The sequence below is a fragment of the Streptomyces sp. NPDC058758 genome, from assembly GCF_042746075.1.
Lineage (GTDB): Bacteria > Actinomycetota > Actinomycetes > Streptomycetales > Streptomycetaceae > Streptomyces.
This window is the reverse complement of the sequence record NZ_JBHYPS010000030.1, coordinates 30,361-53,122: the sequence shown is the minus strand read 5'-3', so window position 1 is coordinate 53,122 and position 22,762 is coordinate 30,361. Positions and strand designations below refer to the sequence as shown.

Annotated in this window: 17 protein-coding genes and 3 pseudogenes; 15 read left to right on the top strand and 5 right to left on the bottom strand. The window is 71.3% G+C overall.

Annotated elements, in window-relative coordinates:
• Window positions 1–19 precede the first annotated feature (19 nt).
• Complete coding sequence (locus ACFW6A_RS28580) at window positions 20–403, bottom strand: hypothetical protein (protein WP_351850181.1); 384 nt, start codon at window positions 401–403, stop codon at window positions 20–22.
• Window positions 404–845: 442 nt separating this feature from the next.
• Between ACFW6A_RS28580 and ACFW6A_RS28575 the strand changes: the two are divergent.
• Window positions 846–1,193, top strand: a pseudogene (locus ACFW6A_RS28575) (MBL fold metallo-hydrolase); the annotation flags it as partial.
• A gap of 522 nt (window positions 1,194–1,715) precedes the next feature.
• Here the strand turns inward: ACFW6A_RS28575 and ACFW6A_RS28570 are convergent.
• Window positions 1,716–1,871, bottom strand: a pseudogene (locus tag ACFW6A_RS28570) (IS5/IS1182 family transposase); the annotation flags it as partial.
• Window positions 1,872–2,390: 519 nt separating this feature from the next.
• Here ACFW6A_RS28570 and ACFW6A_RS28565 point away from each other — a divergent pair.
• Window positions 2,391–2,618: pseudogene (locus ACFW6A_RS28565) on the top strand (TetR/AcrR family transcriptional regulator); the annotation flags it as partial.
• A gap of 351 nt (window positions 2,619–2,969) precedes the next feature.
• Here the strand turns inward: ACFW6A_RS28565 and ACFW6A_RS28560 are convergent.
• Window positions 2,970–4,346, bottom strand: coding sequence for an alpha-amylase family protein (locus tag ACFW6A_RS28560; protein ID WP_351850179.1), 1,377 nt, complete (start codon window positions 4,344–4,346; stop codon window positions 2,970–2,972).
• 615 nt (window positions 4,347–4,961) lie between these two features.
• Here ACFW6A_RS28560 and ACFW6A_RS28555 point away from each other — a divergent pair.
• The 3 genes from ACFW6A_RS28555 (at window position 4,962) to ACFW6A_RS28545 (ending at window position 5,568) form a co-directional block, all read left to right on the top strand.
• Window positions 4,962–5,084 carry a hypothetical protein gene (locus ACFW6A_RS28555; RefSeq protein ID WP_351850178.1) on the top strand — a complete coding sequence of 41 codons (123 nt, stop codon included), beginning with the start codon at window positions 4,962–4,964 and terminating at the stop codon, window positions 5,082–5,084.
• Window positions 5,085–5,177: 93 nt separating this feature from the next.
• Complete coding sequence (locus ACFW6A_RS28550; protein WP_351850175.1) at window positions 5,178–5,423, top strand: hypothetical protein; 246 nt, start codon at window positions 5,178–5,180, stop codon at window positions 5,421–5,423.
• Between the two features lies 1 nt (window position 5,424).
• A complete protein-coding gene (locus tag ACFW6A_RS28545; RefSeq protein ID WP_351850174.1) occupies window positions 5,425–5,568 on the top strand; it encodes a hypothetical protein in 144 nt (47 codons plus the stop codon).
• Between the two features lie 491 nt (window positions 5,569–6,059).
• On the opposite strand, the gene ACFW6A_RS28540 is transcribed toward ACFW6A_RS28545, so the two are convergent.
• A complete protein-coding gene (locus ACFW6A_RS28540; protein WP_351850173.1) occupies window positions 6,060–7,244 on the bottom strand; it encodes a DUF3370 family protein in 1,185 nt (394 codons plus the stop codon).
• 396 nt (window positions 7,245–7,640) lie between these two features.
• Here ACFW6A_RS28540 and ACFW6A_RS28535 point away from each other — a divergent pair, with 396 nt between their 5' ends.
• The 9 genes from ACFW6A_RS28535 to ACFW6A_RS28495 all read left to right on the top strand — a co-directional run bounded on the left by ACFW6A_RS28535 (window position 7,641) and on the right by ACFW6A_RS28495 (window position 19,863).
• The gene (locus tag ACFW6A_RS28535) at window positions 7,641–8,957 is read left to right on the top strand and encodes a sugar ABC transporter substrate-binding protein (protein WP_351856016.1); all 1,317 of its coding nucleotides are present in this window, start codon (window positions 7,641–7,643) and stop codon (window positions 8,955–8,957) included.
• Between the two features lie 132 nt (window positions 8,958–9,089).
• Window positions 9,090–9,968 carry a sugar ABC transporter permease gene (locus ACFW6A_RS28530; protein ID WP_351856014.1) on the top strand — a complete coding sequence of 293 codons (879 nt, stop codon included), beginning with the start codon at window positions 9,090–9,092 and terminating at the stop codon, window positions 9,966–9,968.
• Window positions 9,965–10,894, top strand: a complete 930-nt coding sequence (locus ACFW6A_RS28525; RefSeq protein ID WP_351856011.1) for a carbohydrate ABC transporter permease — start codon at window positions 9,965–9,967, stop codon at window positions 10,892–10,894. The genes ACFW6A_RS28530 and ACFW6A_RS28525 overlap by 4 nt, the downstream gene beginning before the upstream one ends.
• Complete coding sequence (locus tag ACFW6A_RS28520; protein WP_351856009.1) at window positions 10,891–11,661, top strand: GntR family transcriptional regulator; 771 nt, start codon at window positions 10,891–10,893, stop codon at window positions 11,659–11,661. Before ACFW6A_RS28525 ends, ACFW6A_RS28520 begins: the two co-directional genes overlap by 4 nt.
• Entirely contained in the window at window positions 11,658–12,695 is a 1,038-nt protein-coding gene (locus ACFW6A_RS28515) for an ROK family protein (RefSeq protein ID WP_351856006.1), read from the top strand. The genes ACFW6A_RS28520 and ACFW6A_RS28515 overlap by 4 nt, the downstream gene beginning before the upstream one ends.
• A 71-nt stretch (window positions 12,696–12,766) precedes the next feature.
• On the top strand, window positions 12,767–14,359 hold the full coding sequence (locus ACFW6A_RS28510) for a DUF4127 family protein (protein ID WP_351856003.1): 1,593 nt from the start codon (window positions 12,767–12,769) through the stop codon (window positions 14,357–14,359).
• Entirely contained in the window at window positions 14,356–16,170 is a 1,815-nt protein-coding gene (locus tag ACFW6A_RS28505) for an FAD-dependent oxidoreductase (protein ID WP_351856001.1), read from the top strand. Before ACFW6A_RS28510 ends, ACFW6A_RS28505 begins: the two co-directional genes overlap by 4 nt.
• An 88-nt stretch (window positions 16,171–16,258) precedes the next feature.
• Complete coding sequence (locus ACFW6A_RS28500; protein ID WP_351855998.1) at window positions 16,259–17,152, top strand: putative N-acetylmannosamine-6-phosphate 2-epimerase; 894 nt, start codon at window positions 16,259–16,261, stop codon at window positions 17,150–17,152.
• Entirely contained in the window at window positions 17,149–19,863 is a 2,715-nt protein-coding gene (locus tag ACFW6A_RS28495) for a hypothetical protein (protein ID WP_351855996.1), read from the top strand. The genes ACFW6A_RS28500 and ACFW6A_RS28495 overlap by 4 nt, the downstream gene beginning before the upstream one ends.
• 83 nt (window positions 19,864–19,946) lie before the next feature.
• Here ACFW6A_RS28495 and ACFW6A_RS28490 read toward each other — a convergent pair whose 3' ends face one another.
• A complete protein-coding gene (locus ACFW6A_RS28490; RefSeq protein WP_351856019.1) occupies window positions 19,947–20,702 on the bottom strand; it encodes an SGNH/GDSL hydrolase family protein in 756 nt (251 codons plus the stop codon).
• A gap of 652 nt (window positions 20,703–21,354) precedes the next feature.
• Between ACFW6A_RS28490 and ACFW6A_RS28485 the strand changes: the two genes are divergently transcribed.
• Window positions 21,355–22,707 (top strand): extracellular solute-binding protein, encoded by a 1,353-nt coding sequence (locus tag ACFW6A_RS28485; protein WP_351855994.1) that lies wholly within the window; start codon window positions 21,355–21,357, stop codon window positions 22,705–22,707.
• The last annotated feature ends 55 nt before the right edge of the window (window positions 22,708–22,762 follow it).

Below are 22,762 nucleotides of genomic sequence, written 5' to 3'. Positions count from 1 at the left end.
GGTGGATGGCCTGGTCGTGTCAGTCGGAGTCCGGTCGGGTGTCCGGTACTTGAAGCGGCAGGTCGCAGGGGTATTCCCGCCCTTCCCGCATGAACGTGAGGCGGACCGTGAGGACACGCGCGGAAGGGGCGACGGCCGGCTGCCCGGTGATCGTCCCGTCCGTGTGGCCGCCGTCCTCGCTCAGGCCGTACGCACCGCCCCAGTCGGTGTACTCGTTGCCGACGTCGTCACGTGCCTCCAGCGCCAGCAGAACGGGCGACCCGCCTTCCTGCCCCTCGGGGAGGGGCGGCCTGACCGTGTAATGGACAGTGAACGAGTCCTCATCCAACGACAGGCTGTCGACGACGAGCTCGTGGCTGCCGCCGAGGATGCGGGCTGTGGGATGGGTGGGCCGGCTGTTCATGAGGTGTTCACGCGCTTCCGGGCTCGGGGACCTGACAGGTGAGGTAACGGTCGGAGGCCGAGTGGGGCGTGGAGCCCTTCAGGAACCTGGCCGCTGTACAGGATTACCCAGCAGGCCACGGCCCACAGAAGGACGCGGCGAACAGGGGGCGTAACGCTTCAGGCGCCGCAGTCGGCTCTGCCGCCGCACGGGCGCTTCGCCCTCGACGTGATGGGTGCCGCTGGTGTCGGTCACGCTTGCCTCCTCGACCGGGCCGCTGTCCCGCGCACTGTATCCGGGTGCCTCGCGGCGGGTCGGGAGGGCGTCCACGGGAGCACGCTCATGGGAAGCGGAGCGGTGGATTAGTACGCGCCGACGGGGCGTCGGGCCTCTGGTGACTCCAAGAATCAAGAACGGCTTCTGGCCCAAGAACCACACGGACTATACGCCGATGCCTGGGGCGTGGCCAGACATTCACATGACGCCCGCGAAGGGGGTCCAGGCCCACCTTGACCTGCAGGGAGGCGCTCCGGCCGGTGTGATGCTGCCGATCCACTGGGCCACCTTCAACCTGGCTCCGCACCCGTGGGCGGAGCCAGCGGAGTGGACCAAGGACGCGGCCGAGGAGGCGGGGCAGGCGGTGGCGTTCCCCCGACCCGGTGAGCCTTTCGAGCCGGCGGGAAAGCTGCCCGCGGATACCTGGTGGCGCGGGGTGTCCCAGCCGATCGCTCATCCGTGGCGCCGGCCGAAGCAGACGTCGAATCCTATCGATGCGTCCGAGCGGGATCTCGACCTGGCGGGTGATCGGTGACGTCGGGTGAGGACGAGCTGGGCCGGGTCGTGGCCCTGCTGGCTCGTCTCTCAGGCGAGGAGCGTGATCGTGTGGTGCGCGTGCTCGACGGCCCGTCACGGCGGGAGCCTTCAGTGAGTGCCCAACGGTTCGTGCCTCTGCCGACCCGAGAGAGTTCGTCCTCGGTTGTCGTCCGTACCCGCATCGTGTGATACCTGAGCATGTACCCAAAGAAACCTGACCGGTTCGCCGGCGGGGCTTCTTCTTCGCCCTTCGTCGGCTCGCTCGGTTGCAGCTGGATCAGGGCCTTGCCGCGGTGCGAGGTTCTGGGTGAGGTTGGAGGACGAAGGTGGTCCTTCATGTCATGCCAGTGCGGATATGGGCGTGAGGGAGTGGCTGAACGGGTGGGGCGCCTTGAGGGTGAGACCGGGGAAGGGCCGCTGGAACTCCCCGGCGAGGAAGGCCGGGGTGGCGGCGTACCACCGGTCGACGATGGTGGCCTGCTGCTCGATTCCGTAGGACGACCACGGCTTGGTCGCGTTGCCCGCACCGCAGGTGAGCCAGGGCGAGCAGGGCCTGTCTCGAGGCGGGAAGATGGCGCCAATGCGTCCCGATCTCCTGCCGTCTGGTCTTCAGCCGCCTGGTCAGGAACCGCAGGATGCGATGGGGCAGATCGACCGAGGACGGGTGGACGAGCACGCGAAGGGGTTTGCCTCACGATCGGGTGACGACTGAAGTGGCTTGCCCTGTAGGGCAGGTGGGAAGGACGTTGCTGCTTCGAAGCCTTATTCGGAAGAGTTCCGCCAGGACGTCGTGCGGGTCGCGCGGAACCGCGGCCCGGGTGCGACGGTCGAGCGGCGGCCCTGGGCCTGGGAAAGCCGTGCCGCTCACCCAGCGGAAGGACGGGGGCTGGAGCACTCGTCTGTCCCGCCCTCTGTTCCACCGGCCTTTGCCTCTCGGGCAGCGGCGTAACGTTCCAAGACGCTGCGTTCGGCTGGGACCGCGGGGGGTCGGTTTCGTGAGTTCGTTCAGCGCCGCCGCTCCATCGTGCGGACGCCCTCGGCGACTGACGTCATGCGGTGGGTCCGCAGCGGGACCTCCGGAGGCTGTCGGGCGGGATGACACGAGGTGCGGAGACGGGGGCCTCGTGTGATTCTTGGGCTCACCCCTTGCGTCGCTGTGGTGTGAGGGGCGTCGCCCGGATCTGCGGGATTCACGGTGGTCGGACCGTCGACGGGTTCGGCGCGGTGTGAAGGGAGCCGGACCACCCTTTCTGAGGGGGCGGCGATCGACATCCTGGTCGACGAGGGCGCCGCCGCCGTCGCGTCGGCGGCGGGCGGCGCCCGCGCGTGCCTGACCCGCTCCAGCGTCTAGCAGTACTTCGACTCCCCACCGGCCTTCCTGCCGACCATCACGGAGGAGGTCTTCCGGCGCTCCAACGAGGCGTTCACCGGCCTGCCGCCGCCCTCGTGAACACCGGGGCCTGAAGCCCTCGTGCCGCCGAAGCACCTGGCTGGCTGCGGCCCGGCAGACCCACGCGGCCCGGTGTGGCTCCGCAAGGTCCGTGAATCGAACGGTGTGGCGGGGGTGGTTGGGGTTGCTGACGAGCTGCGGAGAGTCGGTCGTCGAAGGTGATGTCGAAGGCCTTCGGGATTGTCTTCCAGCGCAGGGTCCAGCGGGTTTGTCCCTTGCCCGTGGGGGCCAGGGACATGATCGCCGTGTAGAGGCACGATGACCGCCCGGTGAGGAGCCCGGGCGGCCGCTTCGGGTGGGGGTCGGAAGGCGATCCGTGGTTGTTCAGCAGGTAGCGCCGGCGCGCAGCGCGAGTGCTGTCTGGGGTGCGATGGTGGCGGTGAAGTCGCCGTTGCTGTTCACTGCTACGCAGGTACCGTTCTGAATGTTGCGGTAGTTGCCTGCGGGTAGTTGGCTGTCGAAGGTCCTGTTGATGCTGTAGGACTCGTGGTTGATCACGACGTAGCCCTTGGTGCCACGGCCGAAGGCGATGGCCTGGTAGCCGTTGTCCCACCAGTTGACCACTGCCTGGCCGCGGGTGGTGTTGCGGAACGCCACCATGGTCTTGATCTCCTGCCAGGCGTGCTGGCACTTCCAGCCGTCCTGCCAGCAGGCATTGACGGTGCCCCCGTTGGGCGGCCCGGCGTCGATGTTGCTCCACTCGTAGCCGGAGTGGATGTCCGGGGAGCCGTAGGGCCAGGCCAGCATGAAGACGTTTGCGAGGGTGTAGTTGGCGCCGGACTTGTAGTTGAGAGTGGAGCCGTTGCGCTCGGTGTCGTGGTTGTCGACGAACACAGAGGACTTGCCGGAGGACATGTAGCCCCAGCTCTCGCCGAAGTTGTTCAGGTAGGCGAGGCGCTCGTTGTTGAAGACGCGCTTGAGGTCGTACGCGTAGCGGAACTCCTGTACGTCACCGGAGCCCAGGTACTCGCTGGGCTGCACAGCCTCGCCGGCTCCGTAGATGGCCTCGTGCTTCCAGTAGATGTTCGGGTTGCTCAGCCGGGACTTGATGTTGTCGAGGTCGGCGGATGCCATGTGCTTGGAGGCGTCGATACGGAAGCCGTCGACACCGAGGGAGAGCAGATCGTTCAGATAGGCGGCGATGCGGCCGCGGACGTAGTCTTCGCCGGTGTCGAGGTCGGCGAGTCCGACGAGCTCGCAGTTCTGGACGTTCCAGCGGTCCTGGTAGTTGCTGATCTGAGACGTGCAGTTGTCGAAGTCGGGGTTCGAGTAGACCCCGGGGTAGTTGTACTTGCTGTACGAAGAGCCACCGGTGCCGGTGCCGGAGCCCGCGGACATGTGGTTGATCACGGAGTCGACGATGACCTTGACTCCGGCGGTGTGGCACGCGTTGACCATGTTCTGGAAGTCGGTGCGGCTGCCGAGCCGTCCGGCGATCTTGTAGCTGACGGGCTGGTACGAGGTCCACCACTGGGTGCCCTGTATGTGCTCCTGCGGCGGGGAGACCTGGACGAGTCCGTAGCCGGCGGGGCCGAGGACATTGGTGCACTCCTTGGCGACCGAGCTGAACTTCCACTCGAAGAGGACCGCGGTGACGTCCTTGACCCCAGGCGGCGCGGCCTGGGCCGGGGCGGGTCCCGTGACGGCCACAGCGGCTCCCGCCACGAGGGCGAGTGCAGCGGCCACGAGCTTTCGGGCCATGCTTCCTCCTGCTTGCTTCGATGTAGCAAGATGTTGCCGAAAATGACAGCAACTATTTTCAGTCGTGACCGTACGAGTACCCCAGGAGTCGGTCAACCCTCTGGAGCCCTCAAGGCGACTGATCTAAAAGGGAGTTGCTGCCTGCGAGGCCGTATCGAGCGAGATCTCCGCTGACGCGGTTGTCCATCGTTCCGCAGCCCCGTGAGACGACCTCCCCAGGGAGGGGGTTCACGTCCCGTGCTGGTGTGCACAGACGCCTTGCCAGTGGCACGCGCCTGACCTCCGACCGTTCGCGGATTGCGCTGCGGGCTTTTCGGACGTAGCGGCCCTCTTCCCTGTGCAACAGCCTGTGGTGATGTGTTGTCAGGCGGCTCGTTCCGTGCGTGCTCCGCGCAGTGCTGCCGCCCGGCGGCATGCGTCGCTGCTGGTGGCCCAGGAGGTGCGGCGCCTTCAGAGCCGCACGAACCTTACGGCGATCGAGCGGGCCGAGGTCGCCACAGTGTTGCGCCGCCTCACTGCGCGCCTTGTTCTGACACCGCTGACAGCATGGAACGGTGATCAGCGGGTGGCGGCCGACTTTCTCGGCCTGCCAAACCGTTCGAGTAAGGGAGCGGCATGAGTCCGAAGCTGACTGGAGGGGCCACGCTGGCCGAGCACAAGGCGGCCCCGAGGGAAACGATGATCGACGCCTTCGCCGAACTGCTGCGCGAGGCCGACTGGCAGGACCTCACGCTCTAGGAGGTCGCCAAGCAGGTCTGGGTCGCGCGGACGGCGGTCTGCAACTACTTCCCCGACAAGACCGTCTTACTGCTGACCTGGTCGAAGCGGGAGATGACCCGCTTCATGGCCTTCGCCGAGCGCACCGATCCGGTCGACCCGCTGCAGAACCTCATCGAGCTGGTGCTGAGCGAGTTCTCCTTCCAGCGCGGCGCGGGCGCGTCCGTCGCTGCGATGCTGCCGCCGGAGGACCGGGCGGCGTTCTTTGAGCGCGTCGCCCCTCTTGCCTCGCTCGTCGGCGGTCTGCTGGAGGACGGCATGGACGAGGGGGTCGTCGTCCGGGCGGAAACACGGCGGTGACGTGCAGGTGATCATGGCCCGTCTGGAGACCCGGCGCACCACCCTGCTCGCCTGCGGCAAGGCCCACCCGGCCGTCCGGCGGACCCTGCCGTTCGTGATGCGTGCGCTCTGTGTTCCCGAAGAGCGCTGGGCGGGCGGTTCGTGAACCTATCCGCCCGCTTCGCGATTCCGGTGCTGTGCCTGGTCGACGACCTTGGGTTGGTGCGCCAGTAGCAGCACGGCACGTCGGGGTGGGTGCCGTTCAGTGCTTCTCCGTTCGCCTCCCAACGGGTCGGACGGGCGTTCACGGACTACGCTCGCCTTCACCGCACCCGCCCACGCATGTCTGCGGTCCGGCCGACACTGAACGAGGCGGTCTCCGCCCGCCTGTACGCGGCGGTCCCCGCCGCGGCCGCCGCTCCCGGCTCGGGCACACGGATCGGGGTCACCCGCTCGAAAGGCGGGTGGGCCTTCGGCACCGCGGTTCTCTTGCCGGAACCCGCCTCGCACGCGGCTGCCGGCGCAGCGTCGTGAGCGGCGTCCCCGACGACAACCTCTACAACGGGACCCGGTCACGAGCTGCGGGTGATGCACGGAACAGAACGGGACAGCGCGCGCCGGGGATCACTTCGTCGCGCGCTGTCCCATTCCGACGCGCTACCCCGCCACGCTCTCCAGCAGCAACTGAGAACCCGCGGTGATCAGACCGGGGACGATGAAGTCGAGGGTGACGGTCCGGGTCGTGCCGGCGGGCAGTGCGTACGTACCGATCGTGTCGCGCGGGGCGGTCGGGCGTACGTACACCGTCTGGATCCCGGCCGCGGCGCCGTCGACGGAGACGGCCATCGCCCCGTTCCAGGTGTTGCCGGGCACGTCGGTGGAGCCCGTGACGTTGGAGCCGAAGACGAGGCGCGCGGTGCGCGGCTGCGCCGACGGATTGCGCAGGGCCAGCTCGACGGAGTACCGGGCGCCGTAGTTGCCCCAGCTGCGCTGGGAGGAGTCGCGGAGCGCGGCGGTGGCCGGGACCGTCTGGTCCAGGGCGGCGACCTGGCGGACGGTGGTGTTCAGGGCCAGTCCCAGGTGGCTGCCGGCTGCGGGGACGTCGATCGTCGTGCGGCCGGTGGACCAGTGGGAGCCGCCGTAGACGCCGGCCTCGCGGCCGTACGTCGTCTCCGTCTGGCCGATGATGTTGCCCGGCGCGGCGGCGCCGTCGGTCTGGGAGAGGTTGATCGCCGTCGTGAGGCTGCCGTCCGTGGTGACCACCGTGTACGTGTACACCCCGCCGCTCGCGGTGATCTCCAGGAGCCCGTCCAGGATCGAACCGGTCATCGGGATCCGCGCGGCCTGCACCACCTTCTTGGGCCCGACCGAGGTGGGGGAGAGGTAGCTCCACAGGTTCCCCGTGACCCAGTCGGCCGACGTGGCGTAGCAGGGGCCCGTACCGGCACGCCCCGCCGGGTCCTGGACCAGGGGTTTGTCGGCGTTCGTCCACGCCGAACCCCGGGCGCTCACCGTGACGGTGGAGGTTCCGGGGTTGGAGACGAGGACGTGCAGCCATGCCGTGCCGCCCGTGCTGTTCTGGTGGTACAGGTACAGCGGGAACGTGCCGGAGAGGGAGCGGGCGCTGCCGCCGCGGGTGCTGGTGGTGCGGGCGTGCTGCATGAGCCAGCCGGGTCCCGTGACGGTCTCCGGGTTGTTGGACACCACGAGTTCCGGGCCCGCCATGGAGCCGGGCAGCGGCCGCAGCAGTTCCCTGGCGACCGTCGGGCCGGGGGCCGTGGGCGTGCCCGGCGTCCACTGGCCTTCGGTGATGGTGGTGCCCGGCACGGAAGCGCCCGACAAGTGGTTCGTACCTGAAGAAGGTGCTGCGAGGGCAGTGGTACGGGCCGTGAGCGCGGCGGCCAGAGCGGCCGGAGCGGCGAGCAGTAGACGTCGTCGACCGGGGGCGAGAGACATTGCGGAGTGTTCCCTTCGGTGGGGTGACGGCGCACATCAACCCATGGCCTGGTGCGGAAAGGCAAGACCCGCGGCCGTGCCCTCCCGCCGGTCGGCGGGTGGGCACGAAGGCTCCGGACGTGCGGGCCGCAAGAAGAACGCGCGGCGGCCTCTTGACGCGCAGGCCGACCCTCAGCAAACTCTAGCGAGCAAGTGGTACGGACCACTTGATCACGCTGTGGCTCTCGCCCCGGCCTCTCTTCCCCCCTTCCGGCTGGTGTCCGGATCGTCCCTAGGAGCGTCATGCCCTCCAGCAGAGGCACTCGTCTCGCATCTGTCGCCCTCGCCCTCGGAGCCCTTTCGACCGCCTGTGGACTCGGCGGTTCCACGGACGGCGACGCCGGCGCCCAGCAGACGAGTGGCTCCGGAGGCGCCCTCAAGGGGACCGTCACCTTCGAGACGCTGCAACTCAAGCCGACGTTCACGGAGTACATCGAGGGCATCATCGCCTCGTACGAGAAGAAGCACCCGGACGTCGACGTCAAGTGGGTCGACATCCCCTTCGCCGGAGCCCAGGAGAAGATGACGGCGAACGCCGTCGCCGGCACCCTCCCCGACGTCGTCAACCTCAACCCGCAGTTCGCCCAGGCCCTGGAGGCCAAGGGACTGTTCGTCGACATGGACACCGCGGCGAAGGACATCAAGGCCGACTACGTGCCCGGCGCGTGGGACGCCTTCACCGTCCCGGGCAAGAAGGGGTCCTTCGGCATCCCCTGGTACCTCACCTCCGAGGTCACCATGTACAACAAGGACCTCTTCGAGAAGGCCGGCCTGGACCCCACGAAGCCCCCGGCCACCTTCGACGAACTGCTCACCGCCGGGGCCGGCCTCTCCACCGCGGGCAAGGGGAAGTCGTACGGCCTCCACCCGGCCCTGGAGAACCGCTTCATCACCGACCTCGCCAAGCAGGGCGTGCCGCTGCTCGACGAGTCGGGCGAGAAGTGGACGTTCAACACCCCCGAAGCGGCCGCCTACCTCGGCAAGCTTGTCGACGCCTACAAGAAGGGCGTCTTCCCCAAGGACTCGATCACCCAGGACCACAGCAAGTCGACCGAGGCGTACCAGGCCGGCCGCATCGGCGTCCTGCCGTCGGGTCCGAACTTCCTGACCATCATCAAGGAGAACGCGCCGAAGATCGCCGAGCAGACCGGCGTCGGCCCGCAGATCACCGGGGCCTCCGGGGCGACGAACATGTCCGTCATGGGCCTGCTGGTCCCCAAGTCCAGCAAGAACCAGGCCGCGGCGGTCTCCTTCGCCTCCTACATGGCCAACGCCGAGAACCAGCTCGCGTTCAGCAAGATCGTGACCGTGCTCCCCAGCGTCTCCGCGGCGCTGAAGGACCCCTACTTCACCGCGGCCGGCGACGGATCCGTGGAGGCCCAGGCACGGAAGATCTCCGCCGCGCAGATCGCCAAGGGACGGAACCTGGTGCCCGTCCAGTACGACGAGCGCGTCACCAAGGCCGTCATCGGCAAGGTCCAGCTCGCCCTCCAGGGCAAGCTCAGCCCGCAGAAGGCCCTCGACGAGGCCGTCGAGGCGGCGAACGCCATCACCGGCTGACCGAGCCGGACCACCTCTCGTCGGAGCCGCCCGCACCGGCCCGCTCCGACGGAGCCACCGAGCCCACCCCGGCGGCGGGGACGCGAACCCCCTGCCGCCGGCCCCGCCCCACCCGCACACCGTGGAGGACCCGTGACCGGCCGACGCTGGTACGCCCCCTGGCTGTTCCTCGCCCCCGCGCTCGCCGTCGCGGTGACGTTCTTCCTCATCCCCTTCGGCAACACGGTCGTCCTCTCCTTCACCGACGCCAGCACCCTCGGCGGCGGCCACTTCACGGGCCTCGACAACTACCGGCGGCTGCTGTCGGACGACGCGTTCTGGCTGTCGCTGCGCAACACCGCTCTGTACGTCGTGGTCGTGGTCCCCCTGATGGTGGTGCTGCCCCTGCTCGTCGCCGTCCTGGTGCAGCGCAGGATCGCCGGAATCGGCTTCTTCCGCGCCGTGTTCTACTCACCGGTCGTGGCCTCGATGGTGGTCGCCGGACTCATCTGGTCCTGGCTGCTGTCCAGCGACGGCCTCGTCAACTCGCTGCTGCGCGCCCTGCACCTCGTCGCCGAGCCGCTGCCCTTCCTCACCGACTCCCGCCTGCTGCTCTTCAGCGCCATGGCCATGACCGTGTGGAAGGGACTGGGCTACTACATGGTGGTCTACCTCGCCGCCCTGGCCAACGTGCCGCGCTCGCTCCTCGAAGCGGCGGAGGTCGACGGCGCGGGACCCGTACGCCGGTTCACGAGCGTCACCGTGCCCCTGCTGCGCCCGACCATGGTCCTCGTCGCCACCCTCTCCGCGATCGCCTCGGCCAAGGTCTTCGCGGAGGTCTACACCCTCAGCGACGGCAGCGCCGGCCCCGGCGGCGAGGCCCGCACCCTCGTCTACACCATCCGCGAGGCGGGGCTCGGACTGGGCGGGGAGGCCGGCTACGCCTCCGCCATGAGCCTGGCGCTCTTCCTCGGCACCCTCGGCCTGTCCGTCTTCGTCACCCGCCTCAACTCCCGGGAGCAGCAGGCATGACCGCCCCCACCACGATCCCGCTCGCGGACCCCGCCCACCCGTCCGCGCCGGCCCCCCGCGAGGCACCCGCTCCGGTCACGCCCAAGCCGCGCGCGCTGCGCCTGCGCGCGGCCGGGGGCACCGGCGTACGGTACCTGCTGCTCCTCGTGGTCCTGGTCGTCACGGTCGGACCGTTCCTCTGGCAGCTGTCCACCTCGCTCAAGGGCGCCGGCGAGAGCGTCTTCGGCTACCCGCCCCAACTGCTCCCGCACGACCCCACCCTGGACCACTACGCGTCGGCCGCCCGGACCGTCCCGGTCCTCTCGTACGCCTTCAACTCGCTCCTCGTGGCGGTGGGCTGCGCCGTCACCAACTGCCTGTTCGGATCCCTGGCCGGCTACGCCCTGGCCCGGATGCGGTTCCGGGGACGACGGATCGCCTTCGGGATCTTCCTCGCCACGATGATCATCCCGTTCGAGAGCATCATGGTGTCCGAGTTCCTGATGATGCGCTCGCTGGGCCTCAACGACACCCTCGTCGGCGTGATGCTGCCGCTGGCCGTCACCAGCCTGTCCATCCTGCTCTTCCGCAACGCCTTCCTCGGCCTGCCCCGCGAGGTGGAGGAGGCCGCCGTCCTGGACGGCGCGGGGGAGTGGCAGCGCTACGCGAGGATCGCCCTGCCCTCGGTGCGCGGCACCACCGCCGTCGTCGCCATCTTCAGCTTCGTCTTCGCCTGGGACGACTTCCTGTGGCCGCTGATCGTGCTGTCGGACCCGGCCAACTACACCCTGACCGTGGGCATCCAGTACCTCTCCGGCACGTTCACCAACGACCAGCGGGTCGTCGCCGCGGGCACCATGATTGCCGTGGTCCCGCTGCTGCTTCTCTTCTTCACCCTGCAGCGGTACTTCTTCCGGGGCGTAGGCGAAGGAGCGGTCAAGGGATGAACTCCGACACGGGGACGAACAACGGCACGGCGGCGAGCACCGGTCCGGGAACCGAGCGCGAACCCAAGCACGAGGCACTGCGCACCGCCCTGGTGGCGTTGATCGACGACGGCCTCGCACCGCACGAGGCGCTGCCCAGCGAACGCGACCTCATGCAGCGCTACTCGGTCAGCCGGATGACCGTGCGGCGGGCCGTCGAGCGACTCACCCAGGAGGGCCGCGTCTACCGCGTGCAGGGTGCCGGCACCTTCGTCGCGGACCCCGCCACCATCAGCAAGTCGCTGCACCTCACCTCGTTCTCCGAGGACATCCGCAGCCGGCGGATGGTCCCCGACAGCAGACTCCTCGTTCTGGAACGCACCGAGGCGGACGTGGACTGCGCCCGCGACCTGTTCCTGACCCCCGGCTCGCCGGTGGTCCACCTGGAGCGCCTGCGCACGGCGGACGGCGAGCCGATGTGCCTGGAGAACGTGTGGCTGCCCGAGGCACTCGTACCCGGCCTGGTCGAGCACGGCGAACCGCAGAGCCTGTACAGCTGGCTGGAACAGGCCGGCGCCACGCCCGAGACCGCCGACCAGACCATCCGCGCCACCGTCGTGGGCCCGCGCGAGGCGGCGCTGCTCGACGTCCCCCCGCAGTTCCCGGCACTGCACGTGGAGCGGGTCACCCGGGACATCCGCGGCCGGGCCGTCGAACGGGCCGTCAGCCTCTACCGCGCGGACCGCTACGACTACCGCCTCACGATCAGCAGGGAGCGCAGGGGATGACGACCCGTACGACCGGACCGGGGACCGGGCCCGGCGCCCGAACCGCCTCTGCCTCCCACGGGCCGGCGGTACGGCTGGGGATCGACATCGGCGGCACCAAGACAGCCGTCGCGGTCCTCGACGAGGGGAACAGGTTCCTCGCCCGCGCCACGGCCGCCACCCCGGCCGCCGAGGGCGCCGCGGCCGTGGTCGACCGCGTACGGGAACTCGCCGTGCGGGCCCTGGCCGAACCGGCCGCCGCCGGGACCCGACTGACCGCGATCGGCGTCGGCACGGCGGGAGTCGTGGCACCGGACGGCCGCACCATCGCCTCCGCCACCGAGGCGCTGCCGGGCTGGGCCGGAACTCCGCTCGCGGCCCTCCTCGAGGAGGCGCTGGGCGCCCCCACGTCCCTGCTCGGCGACGTCCAGGCCTTCCTGGCCGGGGAGCTGGCGGCAGGAGCGGCCCGGGGCGCGCGCAGCGCGGTCGCCGTCATGGCCGGGACCGGCATCGGCGGCGCGATCGCACTGGACGGGACGGTGGTACGGGGCAGCCACGGAGCGGCCGGGCACCTGGGCCACGTCCCGGTCGCCGAGGCCCAGGGGCACCGGTGCCCGTGCGGCGCCATGGGACACGTGGAAGCCGTCGCCTCCGGCCCGGCCATGACCGCTCTCCTCCGCCGCGACGCCGCCCACACCGACGTCCAGGACCTGCGCGAGGTCGGTGCGGCGGCCGCCGACGGGAACGCGGCGGCCCGCGCGGTCCTGCGGCGCGGAGGCCGGGCCCTGGGCGCCGCGCTCGCCGGAGTGGTCAGCACCCTCGATCCGGACGTGGTGGTCCTCGCCGGAGGGGTCCTCCACGCCGGCCTCTGGTACGAGGAGGCCGCCCGGGCCGAACTCACCGCCCGGACCCTCCCGCTGCTGCGCGGGACCCATGTCGTACGGGCAGGCCTCGGCGCCGACGCGGTCCTGCTCGGCGCGGCCTCGCACAGCGGCGCGACCCCGTACGACGGCTTTGCCTCTCCGACCGACCCGATCCCTCCGGCCGTCCGCTGAACGTCGACCGTGACACGGCCGACGACCACCGTGGAACCGCCCCCGCACGACCCGAAAGACGAGGAACTCCCGTGAGCACCGCCCCCGCGCGCCAGCCCCTGCGCGTCGCCCTGCTCCCGCTCGACGAGCGCCCCGCCTGCTCCCGGCTGCCCGCGCAGATCGCCGCCGTGGCCGGGGCCGAAGTGCTGCTGCCGCCCGCCGCGCTCATGCCGCGGCTGCGTGAACCGGGCGACGTCGACGCACTCGGCGGCTGGCTGGTGAGGGCCGCGTCGAACGCCGACGCCGCGGTGGTCAGTCTGGAGACGCTCGGTCACGGCGGGCTCATCGCCTCGCGCACGCAGCCCCGCACGGTCGCCGAGGTCGCCGCGCGCTGGCAGGTCCTCGCCGAGATCGCCGCGGCGGGTACTCCGGTCCACGCCGTCACGCTCATCACCCGGACCCCCGACTCCGACGACGCGATGGAGGAGCCGGAGTACTGGGACCCCCACGGCCCCGCGCTCCACCACCTCTCCGCCGAACTCCACCGAGGAGAACAGCCCACTGCTTCCCACCCGGACGAGCTGACCGCCGCCCGCGCCGCCGTACCCGCGACCGTTCGCTCGGACTTCGTCCGGCGGCGCCTGCGCAACCACGCGCTCAACCTCACCGCGCTCGAACTCGCGGCCGCCGGCGTCCTGGACAGCCTGGTCGTCGGCGCCGACGACACCGCCCCCTGGGCCCTCGCCACCGCCGAACTCCAGCAGCTCCGGCTCTGGCGCACCCGTCTCGAGACCGAGGACCGGGTGTCGGTCCGCCCCGGCGCCGACGAGGCCACCGCCACGCTCGTCGCCCGCACGCTGCTCGACCTGCTGGACGGCGGACCCGTCACCGTACGGATCGAGGCCGTCGACCCGCACGGACTCGCCCGCGTCGCCCCGTACGAGAACATCCCCGTCGGCCGGACCGCGGCCGGTCAGATCGAAGCGTGCGGCGCCACCGTCCACACGGGCCCCGACCCCGACCTGCACCTGCTGGTCCACACCCCGGACGGGGACGGCGACTGGGCCGTGGAACCCCTCACCAAGCGCTCCGCCACCGCGGCACAGGCTGCCCGAGCGCTCGCCGACCGCGCGGCCGAACTCCTGCGCGCGGGCCAGGACGTCGCGGTCGCCGACTGCGCCCAGCCCAACGGCGCCGACCCACTCCTCGTCGACGCGCTGCTCCGGACCGGCCTGGCCCACCGGCTGATGTCCTACGCCGGATGGAACACGGCCGGCAACACCCTCGGCACGGCCGTCGCCCACGCCGTCACCGCCGTCGCCGCCCGCCGGGCGGGCCGGTGCGACGAGCGCGCCCAGCTCGACTTGCTCGCGCACCGGTTCATCGAGGACCGGGGATATATGACAGGGGTGCGTGCCGAGCTCCGCGCCGCACTCGGCAGCACCCCCGGACGGCACGACCACGTCCCCGACGGCCATCCGCTCCTCGACCGGCTCGCCACCGGCCTGACGCGGTACGCCGAGGAGCTCCCCGGCTTCCACGCCCGGATCACACCCGGATCGGCACGCCTGCCGTGGCGACGCACCTTCGAGGCCGACTTCGACGTCACCACCGGCTCCGCGGCTCCGACAGCCGGCGTGACCGTCGCCGCCCCCTCCACCACGACCGCCGAGGAGACCCGGTGAACCAGCCCGCCCCCGACGTCCGCGCCCTCCACACCGACGTCGCCGTCATCGGGTCCGGCCTCGGTGCCGTGGCCGCCGCCCTCGCCGCGGCCCGCGCCGGCCGCGGTGTCGTCCTCGCGGCCCGTCCCCACCGACTGGGGGGCCAGGCCACCACCCAGCTCGTCCCCGCCCTCGACGAGCACCCCCACGTCGAGACAGGAGGCGTCTCCGCCTCCTACCGCGCCTTCCGCGACCTCATACGCGCCCGGTACGACGGCCTGGCCAACCCCGGCGGCGGCTGGGTCAGCAGGCTCTGCTTCGAACCTGCCGCCGCCGAGCACGCCATCGAGGCCCTCCTCGCACCGCACGTCGCCTCCGGCCGGCTGACGATCCTCACCGGTGTCGCCCCACGAGCGGTACGGCGCGAGGGCCGGCGCCTCACCTCCGTACGGCTGCACGCCGACGGAGCCGCGGCGCCCGTCGTGGAACTGTTCGCCGAGGTGTTCTGCGACGCCACCGAAGCGGGCGACCTGCTTCCCCTGGCGGGGGCCCCCTGGGTGGTCGGTTCGGAAGGGCGCGACGCCCACGGCGAGCCGCTGGCCCTGCCCGGCGGCCCCCGCCCCGACGCGGTGCAGTCCTGCACCGTCGGCTTCGTCGTCGAACACGCCCCGGAAGGGGCCCCGTGCGCGCCGGTCGGATCCGCGCCGAAGGGGTACGAAGGGTGGCGTGACGGCCAGCCGTTCACCCTGGAGATCGCCGGCTGGGACGACCGCGTCCACCGCTACCGGATGTTCGAGCAAGGCCCCGACGGCCACCCGCCGTTCTGGACCTACCGGCGGCTGCGTGACGGCGCGGCACTGGGCGGCCCCGACGCGGCCCTCATCAACTGGGCGGGCAACGACTACGCCGACCGCTCCTCCGTCGATCACCCCGAAGAGGCGTACACCGAGGCCAAGCGTCTCTCGGCCGCCTTCCTGCACTGGCTGCGCACCGAGTGCCCCCGCGACGACGGCGGCCACGGCTACCCGGGACTGACCCTCGCCCCCCACGTCGCGGGCACCCCCGACGGCTACGCCGAAGAACCCTACCTGCGCGAGTCACGCCGGCTGCGGACCGCGACCCCCGTCCGTCAGCAGGACCTGGAGCCGATCCCCGGCCGGGCGCGGGCCGCGAACCGCCCCGACTCCGGCGGCCTCGCGATGTACCACATGGACCTCCACAGCAGAATCGGCCACCCTGCCAGTGCGTACGCCCCCACGGCTCCGTTCCAGGTGCCGCTCTCCTCGCTGGTCGCCGCCGAACCCGACAATCTGCTGGCCGCCGCGAAGAACCTGGCTGCCACCCAGGTCGCCGCCTCCGCCTACCGCGTGCACCACGGGGAATGGGCCGTGGGCGAGGCGGCCGGAGCGCTGGCCGCCCGGTCGTGCGCACGCGCTCTCCCCCCGGCCCGCATCGTGGGCGAACGGCGCGAGCTGACCCTGCTCCAAGGGCAGTTGGCCGCTCACGGCGTACCGCTCGCCTGGACCCTCGACGTCCCACCCGGCGATCCCCGGTTCGCGGCCGTGCAGCTGCTCGCCGCCGCAGGGGCGCTCACCGGACGGCGGGCCGCCGAACTGGACGTCCGACCCGAGGACCCGGCGGACGCCGCAGACCGGCACGCGCTGCACACCGCCGCGGCCCGTCTGCTCGGCGACCCGACCACCATCGTGCTGCCCGACGCAGCTCCGGCGGACACCGCCACGCGATGGGGCGACCTGGCCGTGACACTGGCCGATCGCGTCCAGCGTGCCTTGGGCCGGCCCGCCCGCACGACCCACGGCGCCCATGCCTGACACCGCGACGCCTGCCGGGCGCGTGACGCCCGCCGGGCCCGTGACGCCCGCCGGGCCCGTGACCACCGCCATCACCGAAAGGGACCCGGTGCCCCCCACCCGTACCTCCCACCCCGCCAGGACCACGGCCGCCCTGCGTGACCTGGCCGGATCGCTGGTCGTCTCCTGCCAGGCGCTGCCCGGTGAGGCCCTCCACGGCGCGGACATCATGGCCCGGATGGCGCGGGCCGCCGTGGCCGGCGGGGCCGCGGCCGTCCGGATCAACGGGCCCGAGGACGTCGCCGCCGTACGGCAGGCCGTCGCGGTGCCGGTGATCGGACTGTGGAAGGACGGCGACGACGGTGTCTACATCACCCCGACGTTGGAGCACGCCCGCCGGGTCGCGGAGGCCGGCGCGGATCTCGTGGCCATCGACGCCACCCGGCGGCCGCGCCCGGACGGCCTGAGCCTCGCGGACACGATCGAGGCGCTGCACCGCCTCGGGATCGGCGTGCTCGCCGACGTCTCGACGCACGAGGAGGGAGTGGCCGCCGCGGCGGCGGGCGCCGACGCCGTTGCCACCACCCTCTCCGGCTACACCGCGTACAGCACGCCGCCGGACGGCCCCGACTTCGCACTCGTCGCCTCACTCGCCGCCGTCCTCGACGTTCCCCTCATCGCCGAGGGCCGCGTCGGCACTCCGGAGGAAGCAGTCCGCGTCCTGACACTCGGCGCGCACGCCGTGGTGGTCGGCGGCGCGATCACCCGACCGACGGCCATCACCGCACGCTTCGCCGCCGCCCTGCCCCGGGCCGCTGTACCCCTCTCCGGCGCGGTGGAACCCGAGCGGACAGCGGCGCCCGGAACCGCGGCGGCACGCGGACCCGAGCCGACGTCCGGCCCTGAGGCGACCCCCGAGCTCACCGTGCCGCCCCCGCCCGTACCGTCCCCGCACGCACCGACCCCGGTCGCCCGCCGGACCGCAGAGGAGCCCACCGCATGAGCACCATCCTCCCAGGCGTTCCCGTTCCCGCCGGCGACTCCGGGCCCCGCACGGCAGTGGCCGACGCGGCCCCCGAGTGCCACGTCGTCACACACGTCCACTGGGACCGCGAGTGGTACCGCCCCTTCGAAGCCTTCCGCGCCCGCCTCGTCGAACTCGCCGAACGCGTCTGCGCCGAACTCGACGACGGCCGGATGAAGTCCTTCCACCTCGACGGCCAGACGATCGTCCTCGCCGACGTCGAAGCCCTCCGCCCCGACCTCGCCGAGCGCCTGCGGGACCACGCGCGCGCCGGCCGCCTGACCCTCGGACCCTGGCACGTCCTCGCCGACAACCAGCTCGTGTCCGGCGAGAACCTGATACGCAACCTGCTGACCGCCCGCCGCCTGACCCCCGGCACCCTCGCCGGCGTCGGCTACTCCCCCGACGCCTTCGGCCACCCCGCCGACCTGCCCCGGCTGCTGCGCGGCTTCGGCATGGACACCGCCCTGGTATGGCGCGGCGCCCCCGACGGCGTGGCCCGCTTCCGCTGGCGCTCTCCCGACGGCTCCGAGGTCTTCGCGGTCAACCAGGGCTACCACGGAGCGGAGGTCCTCTGGGCCGACGGACCCGCCGCGCCCGACGCCGCCGACCGCCTCGGGGACTTCCTCCGCACCGAACACGCCCGTCTGCCCCACGGACCGTGGCTGCTGATGAACGGCGGCGACCACCTCGCGCCCTCCGGACCGGGCGCACGCATTCGCGAGGCTGCGGGCGGCGCGGCGGCCACCGGCGCCGTGCTCCACGAGAGCACCCTGAAGGACTTCTTCGCGGCGGCCCGCGCCGCGGCCGACGCCCGTGCGTCGCACGGCGACCCGCTGCCCGTCGTCGAGGGCGAACTCCGCGAACCCGCGGGGTACCTGACCTTCATCCTTCCGGGCACCCTCTCCGCCCGTACCTACCTCAAGCAGGCCAACGCCTCCGCCCAGAACCTCCTGGAGCGCTGGGCCGAACCGGCGCTCGCCCTCCACGCACCCGACGACCTCACCCTGCGCGCCGACCTCGACCACGCCTGGGAACTGCTCCTGCGCAACGCCCCGCACGATTCGCTGTGCGGGTGCAGCGTGGACGAGGTGCACCGCGAGAACGCCGTCCGCTACGAGCGCGTGCACCAACTGGGCGAGCACGTCGTCAGCCGTGCCCTGCTCGCCTCCGGACTCGACGTCCGCGCCTATGGCGACCCGGCCCACGACCACACCGACCTCGCCGTGCTCAACCCCCACCCGGACGGCGCCGACGGCCCCGTCACGGTCGACGTCCTCACCGCGCCCGGCCGCCACCCGGTCGCGGTCACGGCCCCGGACGGCACGTCCGTCCCGTTCGAGGCCGAGGCCCTCGGCGTCGAGACGGCCTTCGAGGCCGACCTCGACCTGCTGCCCGACTCCCGCCCCGCGCTCCGCCACCGCCTCCACCTGTACGTCCCGGCAGTGCCCGGCCTCGGCCGGACCGTCCTGCGCGTCCGGCTCGGCGACGCACCGGCCGACGGCGCCGTCGCCAGGACGGTCCCCCACGCCCGTACGATCCCCGCGCCCTGGGGCGGCGACCTCACCGCGGCCGACGACGCCTCGCTGACCCTGGCCCGCGCCGACGGCGGCGAGCTGGCGGGACTGGGCCTGCTCACCGACGGAGGCGACAGCGGCGACACCTACAACTACGACCCGCCCCTGCGGGACACCGTGGTCACCCCCCGGCTGGTCGCGTCCCGCACCCGCACCTCGGCCGTACGCACCGTCCTGGAGCTCGACGCCGTACTCGACCTCCCCGTCGGCATCGCCCCTGACCGCACGAGCCGCAGCGAGCGGACCGCAGCGGTCCCGGTCCGGATCGAGGTCGCACACTGGCACGGTGATCCGCTGCTGCGTTGGCACATCACCCTCGACAACACCGCGCGGGACCACCGGCTGCGGTTCCACGCGCCCACCGCCCGCGGCGCGGACACCTGGACCGGCGACGGACAGTGGAGCCTGATCGAGCGCCCGGTCCGTCCCGACCTCGGCCCGCTGCCCACCGAGCGCGGCCACGAGGCCGTCTGCGGCTCCGCCCCCGTACAGGGCCTCGGCGCGGTCGGGCGCGGCACGGACCGCACGGCCCTCTTCGCCCCCGGCCTGCCCGAGATGCGCGCGCTCGCCGGTACGGAGACGGCCACCGGCGCCGAGCAGGAGATCGTGGTCACCCTGCTGAGGTCCGTGGGCTGGCTCTCCCGCTTCGACCTGCGCAGCCGCACCACCGGAGCCGGTCCGATGCTCGCGACCCCCGAAGCCCAATGCCAGGGCCCGCAGGGCTTCGACCTCGCGCTCGCCCTCGGGGAGGCTGTCGCCACCGACACCGGTCTCACTTGCCTGGCCGCCGCTTTCCGTACGCCTTTGCGCGCCTGGCAGCTGCGGCCGGGAACCACCGCCGAACCGTCGTCCGGCGCCATCCGCGTCGAGGGCGCGCTGCTGACGGCGCTCAAGCCTGCCGAGGACCGCGACGGCCTGATCCTCCGTCTCGGCAACCCCACCCCGGTGGCGTCGGAGGCCCGGGTCCACGTCCCGGCCGACACGCTCCTCGTGCCCGTCCGGCTGGACGAGCGGCCCACCGGGCAGGAGGCGGTGCGCCAGGGCGCGAAGGAGTCCACCTGGAACCTGGCGCCCTTCGCCACCCTTTCGCTCCGGATCCGGGAACGGGACTGAGAGGCCGTGATCCGCGCCCGCGGCCAAGCGGGAGCGGGGCCCGACGGCGGGCGGTAAGGCCGCCCGCCGTCGGAGCGACGCGGTCAGGCGATCGCGTCGAAGGAGGGCAGGTAGCCGTACTGCTGACCCTTGCTGTTGGGGTGGTAACTCTCGTCCACGGGAATGCGCGTGCTGTGAAGCCACGCGTCGCCCGAGCAGATCTCGTGGCCGCTGAACGCGCCGCGCACGTCGATGAACCGGTACCCGGCGGCTGCCGCCCTCTGGCTGATGACGCTGTTCAGGGTGTCGGCGGCGTCGTCCAGGGCTTTGCGCTTGGTGTCACCGATACCGACGATGCAGCTGCCGAGCTTGTAGAGCCGCGGGTAGCCGAGCACCATGACGCGCGCCTGCGGCGAGCGCGACCTGATGCTCGAGTACAGCTGGTCCAGCTGGCCGGGCAGCTGGTTACGGGCCTTGGCCGTGCCTTCGTTGACCGCGTTGATGCACGCCTGGTCCGACTGCAGCACGCAGACTCCCATGATGTCTGCGAACCCGATGTCGTTGCCGCCGGCGCTCACGCTGACCAGCGTGGTCGTGCTGGTCAGACTTCCGAGCTGGCTGTTCCTGACGGTCGTGCTGGTGGCTCCCGAGCAGGCCACGAAGCTGAAGGAGGCGGGGGCGTTCGCCGCGCTCCACAGCGCCGGGTAGGAGCGGGAACTGCGCTTGCAGCTGCCGCTGTCGGAGAGGTAGGAACCCGCCCCGACGCCGGAGGAGTAGGAGTCGCCCAGCGCGACGTAGCGCTCCCCGGCGGCCTGGGCCGTGCCGGCGCCGAGCAGCAACGCGGCCGCCGTGGCCAGCATGGTCAGGGAAGCGGACAACCTGCGGAATCTGCGCACTGCGTGCCTCCATGGGCAGAGTGGTGGTCCGGGACGGCCCGTCCGTCCCGGGACGTCGGCTGTCGACGGAGCCCGGAGCGCTCCCTCGGACTCGCGACTCGTCAACGGGGCCGACCTCGTGACGGGGACGGCCGAGCCGAGCGACCGCACAGTAACGTAATCGATTACGCGAGGGGAGGGGGCTGGCGTTTATTTCCTCCTGCCCTCCGACTCCAGCTGCTCATAGGTCTGTTGGCGTAGTCCGGGGGGCCTCTTCGTGCGGATCGCGCGGTGGTGCGGGTAGGTCAGGTCGCCGCTGGGTGCTCGCCCGGTCGGCCCTCAGCGCGCCGGAAGGCGGCGTCACGCATCAACGAGGTGAAGAGTTCACTGAAAGAGCCGGTCGAGCGTCAATGCGTAATCGATTGCGTCTGCGAGAATTTCACGGCCATGCGATGTGGTCCTGCTAGAAAGAACCAGCTCAGCATGGTTGAGGTCAGTCATGGCGAGTCGACTCGGCGGTGGGGCGCGGGGATGCGATGCCGTATTTCTTTTCCCTACGTATTGACTTTCATTGAGACGTGCTGTGGTGTGTGGCGACCGCTCGGTCGGAGCGGAACTCGGCGCAAGGAGCGACCTCATGACGATGCGTGACCGCACTTCTCTGGTCAGACGCTGCATGCTCGGCGGAGTGGCCCTGGCCCTCACCTTCGTGACCGCTTGCGGAGGCGAGGGAGGCGGCGACGACGCGGCGGGAGCGACGTGCGAACCCGCCGGGGGCAAGGTCACGCTGGACTACTGGTCCTGGGTCCCCGGCATGCAGAAGGCCGTCGACGTCTGGAACCGCGAGAACCCGGACATCCAGGTGAAGCTGAAGACCGTCCCCTCGGGCAACGCCGGCACGTACCAGAACCTGTCCAACGCCCTGAAGGCGGGCAAGGCCCCCGACCTCGGCCAGGTCGAATACGACTCCCTGGCGAGCTTCCGCCTCAAGGAGGGCCTGACGGACATCTCCTCCTGCCCCGGCGTCAAGGATGCGGGTGCCGCGTTCGTCGACTGGACCTGGTCGCAGGTGGAGTTCGGCGCCGACGGCAAGGACGGAGTCTGGGCGGTGCCCCAGGACACGGGCCCCATGGCGCTGTTCTACCGGAAGGACATCTACGACAAGCTGGGTATGAAGGCGCCCGCCACCTGGGACGAGTACGCGGAGCAGGCCCGCAGGCTCAAGAAGGAGGGCAAGTTCATCACCCACTTCTCCCAGACCGACCCGAACTGGTTCACCGGCCTGTTGTGGCAGAACAAGGCCACCATGTTCGAGCGTGCGGGCGACGCGTGGAAGGTCACCGTCGACCGGCCGGAGAGTCGGCAGGTCGCGGACTACTGGCAGAAGATGATCGACGACAAGCTCGTCGCCACCGATCTCCAGGGCTTCTCCCCGGCGCTCTACAAGGCGTGGAACGACGGCGAGGTCGTCACCTGGGTGAGTGCCGCCTGGGGTTACAGCACGATCCGCGACAACGCGAAGTCCACCGCCGGTGCCTGGGCGGTGGCCCCGATGCCTCAGTGGAAGAACGGTGACCGTCAGGCGGGCAACTGGGGCGGTTCCACCACGACGGTCATGGCCGGATCCGAGCACCCCGCCGAGGCCGCGAAGTTCGCCCTGTGGCTGAACACCGACCCCGAGGCGCTGGAGATACTCAACCGCGAGGGTGGCCTCTACCCAGCGGCCAAGGCCGGACTGGAGCTGCCCGCACTCCAGCAGCCCGTGGACTTCTACGGCAAGCAGAAGTTCTTCGACGTCTTCGCCCAGGCATCCTCCCAGGTCGACACCGGCTTCACCTGGGGGCCGACGATGACGGACACCTACCGCTTCCTCAGCGACGGCACGGCGAACACGATCGCCGGCAAGAGCACCCTCGGTGACGTACTGAAGGACACCGGCGCACAGAGTGCAGAGTCCCTGCGCAAGCAGTCGCTCGACGTCACGCAGTGACCGGCCCCCTCTTGCCCTCCCTGCCGCCTCCAGGCGGCAGGGGACAGCACCACGA